The 12,444-nt window shown below is 73.6% G+C and carries 10 protein-coding genes and 1 pseudogene; 4 read left to right on the forward strand and 7 right to left on the reverse strand.

The features are described 5' to 3' along the window. From IE318_RS45310 to IE318_RS46635, 5 genes and pseudogenes are all read right to left on the reverse strand, one after another. Positions 1–415, reverse strand: a pseudogene (locus tag IE318_RS45310) (hypothetical protein); the annotation flags it as partial. A gap of 204 nt (positions 416–619) precedes the next feature. Continuing rightward, positions 620–2,047, reverse strand: coding sequence for a CitMHS family transporter (locus tag IE318_RS29680; protein ID WP_229903823.1), 1,428 nt, complete (start codon positions 2,045–2,047; stop codon positions 620–622). Between the two features lie 123 nt (positions 2,048–2,170). After that, positions 2,171–4,405, reverse strand: a complete 2,235-nt coding sequence (locus tag IE318_RS29685; protein ID WP_189905287.1) for a molybdopterin oxidoreductase family protein — start codon at positions 4,403–4,405, stop codon at positions 2,171–2,173. Between the two features lie 115 nt (positions 4,406–4,520). Then, positions 4,521–5,198 carry a TetR/AcrR family transcriptional regulator gene (locus IE318_RS29690; protein ID WP_189905289.1) on the reverse strand — a complete coding sequence of 226 codons (678 nt, stop codon included), beginning with the start codon at positions 5,196–5,198 and terminating at the stop codon, positions 4,521–4,523. Positions 5,199–5,265: 67 nt separating this feature from the next. After that, a complete protein-coding gene (locus IE318_RS46635) occupies positions 5,266–6,246 on the reverse strand; it encodes a hypothetical protein (protein WP_373311314.1) in 981 nt (326 codons plus the stop codon). A gap of 280 nt (positions 6,247–6,526) precedes the next feature. On the opposite strand from IE318_RS46635, the gene hmgA reads away from it, so the two are divergent. The 4 genes from hmgA to IE318_RS29715 all read left to right on the forward strand — a co-directional run bounded on the left by hmgA (position 6,527) and on the right by IE318_RS29715 (position 11,195). After that, on the forward strand, positions 6,527–7,873 hold the full coding sequence (gene hmgA, locus IE318_RS29700; RefSeq protein WP_189905290.1) for a homogentisate 1,2-dioxygenase: 1,347 nt from the start codon (positions 6,527–6,529) through the stop codon (positions 7,871–7,873). 26 nt (positions 7,874–7,899) lie between these two features. Then, positions 7,900–8,649 (forward strand): GntR family transcriptional regulator, encoded by a 750-nt coding sequence (locus IE318_RS29705; protein ID WP_030178876.1) that lies wholly within the window; start codon positions 7,900–7,902, stop codon positions 8,647–8,649. 43 nt (positions 8,650–8,692) lie between these two features. Then, positions 8,693–9,868, forward strand: coding sequence for a type ISP restriction/modification enzyme (locus IE318_RS29710; protein WP_189905292.1), 1,176 nt, complete (start codon positions 8,693–8,695; stop codon positions 9,866–9,868). A 130-nt stretch (positions 9,869–9,998) separates the two neighbouring features. Next, entirely contained in the window at positions 9,999–11,195 is a 1,197-nt protein-coding gene (locus tag IE318_RS29715) for a CaiB/BaiF CoA transferase family protein (protein WP_189905294.1), read from the forward strand. A 102-nt stretch (positions 11,196–11,297) separates the two neighbouring features. On the opposite strand, the gene IE318_RS29720 is transcribed toward IE318_RS29715, so the two are convergent. Together IE318_RS29720 and IE318_RS29725 are read right to left on the reverse strand one after the other, a co-directional pair. Beyond that, entirely contained in the window at positions 11,298–11,564 is a 267-nt protein-coding gene (locus tag IE318_RS29720) for a hypothetical protein (RefSeq protein WP_030178883.1), read from the reverse strand. Positions 11,565–11,679: 115 nt separating this feature from the next. Continuing rightward, the coding region (locus tag IE318_RS29725; RefSeq protein WP_229903824.1) for an anti-sigma factor at positions 11,680–12,444 on the reverse strand (765 nt) is incomplete at its 5' end.

A 12,444-nucleotide genomic window follows, 5' to 3' on the forward strand; every position in this document is an offset into this window, starting at 1 on the left:
CGCGGAAGCTCTTCTCCCTGGGGGCGGGCACCGTCGCCGTCGGGCTGGCGGGGAAGGTCAGCCGGTACTGCCCGTTGGCCAGGCCCAGCGGCTCGGACTGGCCGACACCGCCCGCCAGGGTGATGGAGCCGTTATAGCCGTCCCCGGTGGGCAGCGGGGGCTCCGGCTCGATCCGGTACGCGATGCTCGTGTCGATACCGAAGTTGGTGGCGTCCAGATAGAACCGGCAGACCACAGGGTCGTCCTTCGGGACGCCGAAGGGGACACCCAGCCGGTGGATCCTGATGTCGCCGTTGGTCTGGGCCACGGCGGACGGCGCCGCCAGCCACGGGGCACCCGCCAGCGTCAGGGCCGTCACGGCCGCGGCGGCGCCGACACGGGAGCCGAGGGTGCGTGGGAGTGTCAGAGTGGGCATGCGCGTTCCTCCGAGTCAGACGATTTTCATACAAATCGCATCTCATCTGACTCTCTTTCACGCCCTCTCCCACGACCGCCGCACCCCCGCCCGACGCGCCGTCAGGTGTCCCTCGTCCGGCGCAACCGCGCGCCGCCGTCCAGGGCGCGGGCCGCCGGTCACCGCCCGGAAGCGGCCGGCGGCGCGCCCCCGGACGGAGGAAGGTCAGACGATGCCGAACAGCACCGCGGCTCCCAGGACCACCAGCGAGGTCAGCGCGGCCCACTTCACCACGAACCTGGTGTGGTCCCCGAACTCCACCTTGGCCATGCCGACCAGCACGTACACGGCGGGCACGAGCGGGCTGGACATGTGCAGCGGCTGGCCGACGATCGAGGCGCGGGCGATCTCGACGGCGGAGACCCCGTGGGCCTGGCCGGCCTCGGCGAGCACCGGCAGGATGCCGAAGTAGAAGCCGTCGTTGGACATGAAGTACGTGAGCGGGATGCTCAGCACGCCGGTCACGAGCGCCATGTGCGGGCCCAGGGCGTCGGGGATGTTGCCGACCAGCCACGCGGCCATGTGGTCGACCATGCCGGTGCCCTGGAGCACGCCGGTGAAGACGGCCGCGGCGAAGACCATGCCGGAGACGTTGAGGACGTTCTCGGCGTGCGCGGCGATCCTGGCCTTCTGGTCCGGCATGTGCGGGAAGTTGACGGTCAGGGCGAGAGCAGCGCCGAGCAGGAACAGCACCGGGATCGGCAGCCACTCCATGATCATGGCGGTGAGCAGGACGACCGTGAGCAGCGCGTTGAACCAGTAGAGCCTCGGCCGCAGGGTGGGACGGTTCGGGTCGAGGCCCTGGAAGCCCTCGTCCTGCGGGGTGCCGGTGTCCTCCGCGGGGGCGCCGGTGCCGGTCCCCGCACTGCCGTCGCCGCCGCTGCGGCCGTTCCCCCCGCCCGCGCCGGTACCGGTCGCGGAGCCCGCGCCGACCAGGACGGTCTCCTTCTCCTCCACCCGCACGTCGTCCAGGGTCAGCACGCCGAGCCGCCTGCGCTCGCGCCGGCCGAGGACGTAGGCGAGGGCGAGGACACCGAGCAGACCGACCGCGAGGGCCGGGATCATCGGCACGAAGATGTCGCTCGCGTCCAGCTTCAGGGCGGTGGCGGCGCGGGCGGTGGGGCCGCCCCAGGGCAGGGTGTTCATCACGCCGTTGGCCATGGCGGCGACACCGGTCATCACGACCAGGCTCATCTTCAGGCGCTTGTAGAGCGGGTACATCGCCGAGACGGTGATCATGAAGGTGGTCGAGCCGTCGCCGTCCAGCGAGACGATCGCGGCGAGCAGGGCCGTGCCGACGACGATCCGCAGCGGGTCGGCCTTGCAGAACCTCAGGATGCCCCGGACGACCGGGTCGAAGAGGCCGACGTCGATCATCACACCGAAGTAGACGATCGCGAACATGAGCATCGCCGCGGTGGGGGCGAGGCCCGTGACGCCGTCGACGACGTAGTCGCCGAGCTCGGCGCCCTTGCCGACGAACACGCAGAACAGCGCGGGGATCAGCACGAGCGCCGCGATCGGCGACATCTTCTTCACCATGATCAGGACCAGGAAGGTCGCGATCATGGCGAAGCCGAGGATGGTCAGCATGAGTGGATACCTAACGTTCGCCCTTGAACTTCCGACCAGGGCCGGGGTTGGCGTCGACGCTAGGTGGCGTAAAGAACGGTTAACAAGTGGTTGACGCGCGAGCAATAAGCGCAAAATTCCAGGTCACGGCGTTGCTGTGAGTTCGACGGGCACTCCGTTGAGGACGGCGTTGCCGCTGAGCGGGTCCAGCATGCTGCCGTCCAGCAGCTGGTTGACGTTGACTCCGGGGACCGTGGCGGCGTGCGCCAGCCGGGTGCCGGGGCGGTCGTGGCCCCAGCCGTGCGGCAGGCTCACCACTCCCGGCCGTACGGCGTCCGTGACCTCCGCCGGGGCGGTCACCTCTCCCCCGGCGCCCTTCACCCGCACGGACGCCCCGTGGGTCACGCCGAGCCGCTCGGCGTCCTCGGGGTGGATGTGCAGGGTGCAGCGGTTCGAACCGCCGGTGAGGGCGGGCACGTTGTGCATCCAGCTGTTGTTGGAGCGCAGATGGCGGCGGCCGACCAGGACCAGCCCGGCGGCCGGGCGCTCGCGCAGGGCCGCGCGCAGCCGCGGCAGATCGTCGGCGATGGGCCGCGGCAGCAGCTCGACCTTGCCGGAGACGGTCTTCAACGGCTGGGGCAGCCGGGGCCGCAGCGGTCCGAGGTCGATGCCGTGCGGGTGGGCGAGCAGTTTCTCCAGGCTCAGCCCGTCGGGCCGGACACCGAAGCCGTCGCCGTAGGGGCCGAGGCGCAGCATCATGTCCAGGCGCCGTTCCGGGCCGGTCTCGCCGGTGAGCTGCCCGGCGAGTTCGCGCGGGTCGCGGCCGTGCACGGGCGAGTGCGGCTCCTTGACGGCCTTGGCCAGCGTCTGCCCGATGACCATCTCGTCGACGGCGGCGGGGTCGGTGCCGTGCATGCCGGTGGCGGCGAGGGTCAGCCGGGCGAGGATCTCGGTCTCGGCCATCCTGCCGGGTTCCAGGGGGACGGCGGGGCGGGTGTAGCGGACCTGGTTGCGCACGGCGAGCGTGTTGAAGGCGAAGTCGTGGTGCGGACTCTGCGCGGGCGGGGGCGGAGGCAGCACGACGTCGGCGTGGCGCGAGGTCTCGTTCAGATACGGGTCGACGCTGACCATGAAGTCCAGCGACGCCAGCGCCTTGTCGAGACGGTCGCCGTCCGGGGCGGACAGCACGGGGTTGGCGGCGACGGAGATCAGGGCGCGGATCGGCTCGCCCTGCTCGGTGGCGGTGTCGATCTCCTCGGCGAGCGCGGAGATCGGCAGCTCCCCCTTCGCCTCGGGGTGTTCGCTCACCCGGGAGTGCCAGCGGCCGAGCGCGAAGCCGCGGCCGGGTCCGGCGGGCCGGGGCGTCCGGTCGGTGGCGGCCTGTGGGAAGAGGGCGCCGCCGGGACGGTCGAGGTTGCCGGTGAGGACGGTGAGCACGTCGACGAGCCAGCTGGCCAGGGTGCCGTGCGGGACGGTGCAGGTGCCGATGCGGCCGTAGACGGCTGCGGTGGGGGCGGCGGCGAGGTCGCGGGCGAGGGTGCGGATCACGGCGGCGTCCACGTCGCACGCGGCGGACACGGCCTCGGGCGTGAAGTCCTTCACGGCCTCCCGCAGTTCCTCGACGCCCTGGACGTGCGGAGCGAGGTGCGCGAGGTCGGTCAGGCCCTCCTCGAAGAGGACGTGGGTCATGGCCGCGAGCAGCAGGGCGTCGGTGCCGGGGCGGATCGCCACGTGCCGGTCGGCGAGCGCGGCGGTGCGGGTGCGGCGCGGGTCGACGACGGTGAGGGTGCCACCGCGGGCCTTGAGCGCCTTGAGTTTGCCCGGGAAGTCGGGGGCGGTGCACAGACTGCCGTTGGACTCCAGCGGGTTGGCGCCGATCAGGATCAGGTGGTCGGTGCGGTCGAGATCCGGCACGGGGATGGCGTTCGCGTCACCGTAGAGCAGTCCGCTGGAGACGTGCTTGGGCATCTGGTCCAGCGTGGAGGCGGTGAACAGGCTGCGGGTGCCGAGGGCGGCGAGCAGCACCGGCGGGTAGAGGGCGCCGGCCACGGTGTGCACGTTGGGGTTGCCGAGGACCATGCCGACGGCGTGCGGCCCGTACCGCTCGACGACCGGCCGGATCCCCGCCGCCACCGCGTCGAACGCCTCCTCCCAGGTGGCCTCGCGCAGCACGCCGTCCCTGCGCACGAGCGGGGCGCGCAGCCGGTCCGGGTCTCCGTCGACGGCCCCGAACGAGGCCCCCTTGGGGCAGATGAACCCCTTGCTGAACACGTCCTCCCGGTCGCCCCGGGCGCCGGTGACGCGACTGCCGTCGATGGTGAGCGTCAGCCCGCAGGTGGCCTCGCACAGGGGACAGATTCGCAGGGCGGTGCGGGACACGGGTCCTCCCGGGGTCGCGGTGGGTCGCGGCGCCATGCGCCGTACGACGCATGGCGCATGACGCACGAACGAGGCGAGCATACCGAGCGGTATGCCCGGTGGGGAGCCCCGGATTTCAGTCCAGTACGCGGCCCAGGTACGCCCGCAGCAGCTCCCGTGCCTCCTCGATGATCTTCTCGTCGCCCTGCGGGTCGACGCGGAAGGCGAGTTGGACGAGGGTGTCGGCGGTTTCGACGGCCACCAGGAAGACGCGACGCAGGTCGTCGTCCGGTTCGCGGCGCAGATGGCCGGAGAGCAGGTGGACGAGGCGGTCGGCGACGCGGTGGTTGGGCCCCGCGTGGCGGGCGCCGAGGGGGATCTGGTTGCCGAAGTCGACGAGGGAGAAGCCGGGGGCGGTCCGCTTCATCTCCAGGTACTCGTCGAGCACGGCGTCCATGGCCACGCGCCAGCCGCCGCCCGCGGAGTCCTCCGCCGACCCTGCCGCCGACCCCTCGGCCGTCTCGGTGGCCGTCTCCGTCAGACGCTCCTTCAGACGCTCCTTGACGCGCTCGGTGTACCGCTCGAGGTTGCGCTGGGCGAGCGCGTCGGCCATCGCGCGCTTGTTGCCGAAGAAGCGGTAGACGGAGCCGATGGGCACGCCGGCGCGCTGGGCGACGGCGCGTGTGCTCAGGGCGTCGTAGCCGACCTCGTCGAGGAGATCGGCGCAGGCGTCGAGGATCCTGGTCAGCCGTTCGGCGCTGCGCCGCTGCACGGGTGCGCGGCGGAGCGGGGTCGCGTGGTGCACGGACGTCATGATGCCGCTCCACGCCGATCCGGTGAAGCGCGCCCTCCCTCTCGCGGCCCGGAGCCCGTCCGGCGCGTCACGACGCGGCCACCCGGGCACCGGGACCATCCGGCGCACACCCCTCACCCGGCGCGCGGGGCGCGGTGGTGATGACCGTGCAGGTGCCGGAGAGCGCGTCGGCGGCGCTACCGGCGGCGGTCGTGGTGGTGACCGCGGACCCCCCGGTGTCACCGCGCCAGGTGCTCGCGGTGCCGGCCGCGGCGTCGCTCACCGCCGTCGGGACGGCGGAGCCGGTTGCACGGGCCTCGCCGACGGCGCGATCGGCCGCGGCCGCGCTCGCCACGCTCGCGGTGCCGGTCGGGCAGGGGAGGCCGGGTGCCTTCGCGGTGGAGGTGGTGCCCGGCCGGCCCGCAGCACTCGCCACGGTCGCGGTGCCGGTACCGCCCGTCGGACGCCCCACACCCGCCGTGCCCGTGCCGCCCGCGCGGCCCACCACAGTTGCCGTACCGACAGCGCCTGCCCGGTCCACCACGCCCACGACGCGCGCCCGGCCCACCACACCCACCGCACTCGCCGTACCGACGCCGCCCGCCCGGCCCACCACGCTCCCCCCGCTCGACGTGCCGGTCGGGCAGGGGGCGCCGGGCAGGTCGGGTGACGTGGACGGGGTTCTGGGGGTCGGGGGTGACGCCGTTATGTCGGCGGTGCTCTGGACCGGTTTGCCGGCGACCGCCCATACCGTGCCGTCGTCGGCGTAGAGCCGGGCGGTGACGTGGTGGGTGCCGCGCGGGACCAGGCGGGCGGAGAGACGGAACTCGGGGGCGCGCAGGCGGCCGACGAGCCGGCCGTCCACCAGCACGTGGGCAACGCCCCGGCCGACCGTGGCCCGCGCCGCCGTGCCGGCCGGCGAGAAGCGGAAGCGGCGGACGGTCAGCCGCACGTCCCAGCTGCCGCCCGCGTCGGGCCGTACCTCGACGCCCACCTCGGGCGCGGCCTTCTTGTCCACCTCACGGTAGGGCCGCCCCTCCTCGTCCGTGTGGTCGATGAGCTTGCCCACGGGTGTGGGCGTTTCCCTCTGTGTACTCCCCCGCGCACCGTTCCCACCACAGCCCGCCGATCCGGCGAGCAACAGGACACAGACCGCGAGCGCAGCGAGAGATCGGAGCGTCCACGACGTCATGGAGCGGAGCGTAGAGCAGCCCTCCGACAGCCGGATCCCCCTCAGGTCTGGTTCTCGCCCCTCCCCCGGAAGGAGGTCTTCAGGCCCTCTTGCGCCCGGGAAAACGCAATCCTACGGTGATGCATAGGAATCAGAGCTGGTGCGCAAGGGAGCGACGATGAGCAGCGGGGACGCACGCAAGATCGCCGAAGGACTGACCTATCTCCACGGTTTCGGCAACGAGCACAGCTCGGAGGCGGTGCCCGGCGCGCTGCCCGAGGGCCGCAACTCGCCGCAGCGCGCCCCCCTCGGGCTGTACGCGGAGCAGCTCAGCGGCACGGCGTTCACCGAGCCGAGGGCGCACAACCGCCGCTCGTGGCTGTACCGCATCCGCCCCTCGGCCGCGCACCCGGCGTTCACCCGCACCGGCAACGGCTCGCTGCGCACGGCGCCCTTCACCCAGGCGGTGCCCGACCCCAACCGGCTGCGCTGGAACCCGCTGCCGGAGCCCGGTCCGGACACGGACTTCCTGGCCGGCCTGTGGACCCTCGGCGGCAACGGCGACGCCACCCAGCGCACCGGCATGGCCGTACACCTGTACCACGCCAACCGCTCGATGGAGCGCGTCTTCAGCGACGCCGACGGCGAGCTGCTGATCGTGCCGGAGCGCGGCGGGCTGCTGCTGCGCACGGAGTTCGGGCTGCTGCACGCCGAGCCGGGCCATGTGGCGCTGATCCCGCGCGGGGTGCGCTTCCGCGTCGAACTCCTCGACACCGAGTCCGATGGCGGGCAGAGCCCGACCGCCCGCGGCTACGTCTGCGAGAACTACGGCGCCCCCTTCCGCCTGCCCGACCTCGGCCCGATCGGCGCCAACGGGCTGGCCAACGCCCGTGACTTCCGCGCGCCCGTCGCCGCCTACGAGGACGTCGAGGGCCCGGTGGAGGTGGTGAACAAGTTCTGCGGCAACCTCTGGACGGCGACCTACGACCACTCCCCGCTCGACGTCGTCGCCTGGCACGGCAACCATGTGCCGTACGTCTACGACCTGCGCCGCTTCAACGTGATCGGGACGATCTCCTACGACCACCCGGACCCGTCGATCTTCACGGTGCTGACCTCGCCCTCCGACACCCCCGGCCTGGCGGGCGTGGACTTCGTCGTCTTCGCGCCGCGCTGGCTGGTGGGCGAGGACACCTTCCGGCCGCCGTACTTCCACCGGAACGTGATGAGCGAGTACATGGGCCTGATCGAGGGCGCCTACGACGCCAAGGCCGAGGGCTTCGTGCCGGGCGGCGGCTCGCTGCACAACATGATGTCGGCGCACGGCCCGGACCGGGAGACCTTCGACCGGGCGAGCGCGGCCGAGCTGAAGCCGCAGAAGATCGACGACGGGCTGGCGTTCATGTTCGAGACCCGCTGGCCGGTGACGCTCACGCCGCACGCGACGCGCGCCGAGCACCTGCAACAGCACTACGACGACGTCTGGCAGGGGCTGGAGGGGCACTTCCACCGCCCCTTGCACTGACGATTCCCGCCAGGTACGGATGGCCCGTGACCTCCTTCGCTCCGGATTCGATCGTCCTGAACCGCAAGCTGCCGCTGTGGTACCAGGTGTCGCAGTCGCTGCGCGCCTCGATCCTCGGCCGCTCGCCCCGCGACCCGCTGCGGCTGCCCACCGAGGAGCAGCTGGCGGGGCACTACGGGGTGAGCGTGCTGACCATGCGGCAGGCGCTGAAGGAGCTGGAGGACGAGGGGCTGATCACCCGTCACCGGCGGCGCGGCACGTTCATCGAGCCGGAGGCCACCCGGAGTTCCCCGGTCCGGCTGCTCGGCTCGGTGGACGCGATCGTGGCCCAGCAGTCGGGGATGACGACCGAACTGCTGGACCACGGCGCGGCGCCCGTACCCGCCGAACTCGCCGAGTTCTTCCCGGATCTGGAGGAGGTGGCGACGTACCACCGGCTGCGCAGCGACGAGAAGAGCGGCGAGCCGACCAACCACGCCCGCAACTACGTCCGCCCGGAGCTGGCCGCACGCATATCACCGGACGACCTGGGGCGCTGGCCCATGACGAAGGTGCTGCGGGACGTGGTGGGCGCGGACATCAGCCGGATCACGGACACGGTGGAGGCACGGCTGGCCGACCCCGAGACGGCACGCCTGCTCGACGTGCCTCTGCTGAGCCCGATCCTGCACTACACGGGCATCACCTACGACACGGCGGGACGCCCCCTGGACGTGGCGGTCATCCACTACCGCGGCGACCGCTTCTCCTTCACGGTGACGCTGGATGCCACCTGAGCCACCCGTGCACCGCCCCCCGGGGTCCGTGCGCCGTCGTACGATGCCCGGCGTGACGCTCGACGACGCTCCGCTGCTCGCGGACCTCATGCCGTGGTCCGTCGCACCGCCGCGGCTCGGCCGGGGGTGGCCGGCGGCCCCCGACGCGGCCTGTCTGAGGGCCCGTTGGGACGCGCTGCTCAAGGCCGAGGGCCCCGATCGCGAGGCGTTGTTCGAACCGACGCGTGCGCGCACGCCGCACACGGCGGTCGGGCAGCTGCCGGGCGGGGCCGGCGGCACGGAGAAGCTGGTCCGCGCCTCGGGGCCGTGCCCGGAGCCGGTACGGGTGCTGGCGGCCCCCTTCGACGAGCAGTGGCTGATCCCCGACCACCGGCTGATCGACGCGGCCCGCCCCGAGCTGTGGCGGGTGGCGGACGCCCGGCAGGTCTTCACGGTGGAGACGGCCGCCGCCGCGGACTCCCCGGAGCCGCCGCTGCTGGCGACGTCCCTGCTGCCGCTGCTCCGGCCGGGCCGCGTCCGTCCCCTCTACCGTCGTCCCGGCGGCGAGGAACCCAACCTGGCTCCCGGCCTGCCGGAGCATCTGGCCGCCCGCCTCGGGAGCGCCCCCGACCCGCTGGACGTGCTCGCCTGGATCCTGGCGGCGGCGCGTCCCGGGCCGGACGGTCTCGCCGTCCCGCTCACCGGGGACGCGGGGCTCTGGGCGGAGGGCGTGGAGTCGGGCCGCCGGATGCTGTGGCTGATGCGCCGCGACGGCGAGCGGCCCAAGCTGCCCGGCGGCCGCCGCCCCTACGTCCGCGCGCCGCTGCCGTCCCGCCCGCTCACCCTCCACTACGACCGCGACGAGGAGGCCCTCCACCTCGACGAGGGGCGGATCTCGCCGGTGCCTCCTCAGGCCTGGGACTTCGAGTGCGGCTCGGTCCGGGTCCTGGAGCAGTGGTTCGCGGCCCGGACCGCGGAGGGCGAACCGGGCACGCTCGCGGCGATCCGCCCGGCGGCCTGGCCGCAGGCGTGGACCTCGGAGCTGCTGGAGCTGATCACCGTCCTGGCGCTGCTGGCCGAACTGCGGCCCCGGCGGGAGGCGCTGACCGTCACGGACCCGGTCACCGCGACCGAGCTGCGGTCCGCGGGAGTCCTGCCGGTCCCGGGCACGGCCCGCCGCCCGGCCTCCGTCCTCGACCACCACGAGGAGGGCCCGGAGGGCCAGTTCGCCCTGCTCTGAGCCCCTCCGGGACCTTTCGTCCGCGGCACGCGAGCGCGTCCGCCGCCCGCCCCCGCCCGCTCGCCGCGTCCGGCCCGCCGACGGGCGGCGGTGCTGACAAGGCAGGCGCCGGCGGGTCATGATCCACGTCATGGACCAGCTTCCCCTGCCCCTGGAGGGCATCACCGTCGTCGCCGTCGAGCAGGCCGTCTCGGCGCCGTTCGCGACCCGGCAGCTCGCCGACCTCGGCGCGCGGGTCGTCAAGGTGGAGCGGATCGACGGCGGCGACTTCGCCCGCGGCTACGACACCGCCGCCGGGGGGCTCGCCTCCCACTTCGTGTGGTGCAACCGGGGCAAGGAGTCCATAGCGGTGGACCTGAAGGATCCGCGGGGGCTGGCCGTGGTGCGGCGGCTGGTGGCGGACGCGGACGTGTTCGTGCAGAACCTCGCCCATGGCGCGGCGGCCCGGCTCGGCCTGGACGCGGCCACCCTGTGCGCCGCGCACCCGCGGCTGATCGCCGTCGACATCTCCGGGTACGGCTCCGCCGGCCCGTACACCGACAAGCGGGCGTACGACATGCTCGTGCAGTGCGAGGCGGGGCTGGTGTCGGTGACCGGGACGCCGGAGCAGCCGGTGAAGGCGGGCATCCCGGCGGCGGACATCGCGGCGGCCATGTACGCCTTCTCGGGCGTCCTGGCGGCCCTGCTGCGGCGCGCCACGACCGGGCGCGGCGGGCCGGTCGAGGTGTCGATGCTGGAGGCGCTCGTGGAGTGGATGGGGCATCCGCTGCACCATGCGATGCACGGCGGGGCCGCCCCGGCGCGCACCGGTCTCGCGCACGCCGTCATCGCCCCCTACGACGCCTACGGGACGGCCGACGGCGGGCGGGTGCTGCTGTCGGTGCAGAACGACCGGGAGTGGCGGCGGCTGGCCGAACAGGTCCTGGACCAGCCCGCGCTGGGGACGGATCCGGCGTTCGCCACCAATGCGGCCCGGGTCGCGAACCGTGAGCGTACCGACGCACTGGTCGCGAAGGCCCTGGGTGCGCTGGACGCCGACGAGGCCGTGGCGCGGCTGGAGGGCGCCGGCGTCGCGTGTGCGCGGCTGCGGGACGTGCACGAGGTGGCGGAGCATCCGCAGCTGGCGGCGCGGGAGCGGTGGCGGGAGGTGGGAACGCCGGTCGGGCCGCTCAGGGCGCTGCTGCCGGCGATCACCCTGCCGGGCGGGGCCGAACCGCGCATGGGAGAGGTGCCCGCGCTCGGACAGCACACCGGGATGCTGCTGCGAGCCGTGGGGATGGCGGAGGACGAGATCGCAGCGCTGCGCCGGGACGGTGTGGTGGCCTGAGCGCGGGGCCTGGTGAGCCGGTGAGCGGTTCCGGGGACGCCGGTGGCGCCCTCGGCCGTCAGGGGACGACGGTCGTGGGCCGTGCGGGGACGCCGGCCGTGCTCAGCGGCCGCCGAACAGCGAGCGGCGCAGCCGGCGCAGCGGCGCGAACAGCGACACCCGGCGCATCCGGTCGCCCCTGCCCGTGCGGTCGTGCGCGTCACGCGCGATCAGCTCGCGCATCAGCGACGTCGCCTCGGCCGCCTCGCGCTGGGGAACGGCGGGGCCGCCCAGCACCGCCAGATGGCGGTCGAGGCGCGAGCTGGTCGCACTGCTCCCGCAGGTGATCGCAGGGACCCTGGCCCTGCTGCGCACTGTTATCTGCTCCATGTCACTCCCCACCCGTACGAGTCCACCCGGCCCAGGCAGAGTAACCCTATCGCCCCAACCGGGCATGCGTGTATCACGGTCACAGGATTCACCTTCCCCGTAAGGGTGTTGACGGCTACTCTCCGAATCCGACCGATTTCAAGGCGAGTTGCACAATGGGCTGGCCAGTGGGCTGAGCTGATCCACCGTCGGGTTCGACGGTCACGGCGAGTGATGCCGCGGACCGGTCGAGACCGGAGGCGACCAAGGGCGTGTCACCCGCGAAGAGCCCGAGGGATCGCGGTTGTGCGCCGGGGCGCATGAGCCACAGCTGGCGTACCCGGCCCGTGGGCGGGGAGGAGTATCCGCTCAGGGTGACGACGGCCCGGCCCTCGGCGGCGGACGCGATCACTCCGATTCCGCGCCCCTGACCGTCGTGGCCGGTGGTGGCGCGCGCGTCGGGGGCGGCCAGAACGTGGGCGATCTCACGCGCCCGGTCCCGCTGGGCGTCGAGCTGGTCCCGGGTCCGCTCCGCCTGGACCGCGAAGAGGGCGGCGACGACGAGGGCCGCGGCGGCGGTCGCCGTGGCGAACGGGACGAACAGGGGGCGCGGCCGCGGCGCACGGGTGCGTGCGGGCGGCGGTTCGGTGCCCCAGACGTGCGGCGGGAGTTGGGGGGTGCGCCCACGGGCGGGAGCCGGCTCCCGCGGGGTGTTGCGTCCGGCGCCCGGGACGTCCCGTCCGGCGGGTGCGCGGTCCTGCGGGGTGTCGCGTACGGCGGCCAGCACCCGGTCGCGCAGCGCCGGGGGCGGCGGCGCCGCGGCGGACCAGGCCAGCCGCACGGCGTCCTCGGAGAGCGCGCGCACCTCGGCGGCGCAGCGCGCGCAGCGCGCCAGGTGCCG

Source organism: Streptomyces spiralis (genome assembly GCF_014654675.1).
Lineage (GTDB): Bacteria > Actinomycetota > Actinomycetes > Streptomycetales > Streptomycetaceae > Streptomyces > Streptomyces spiralis.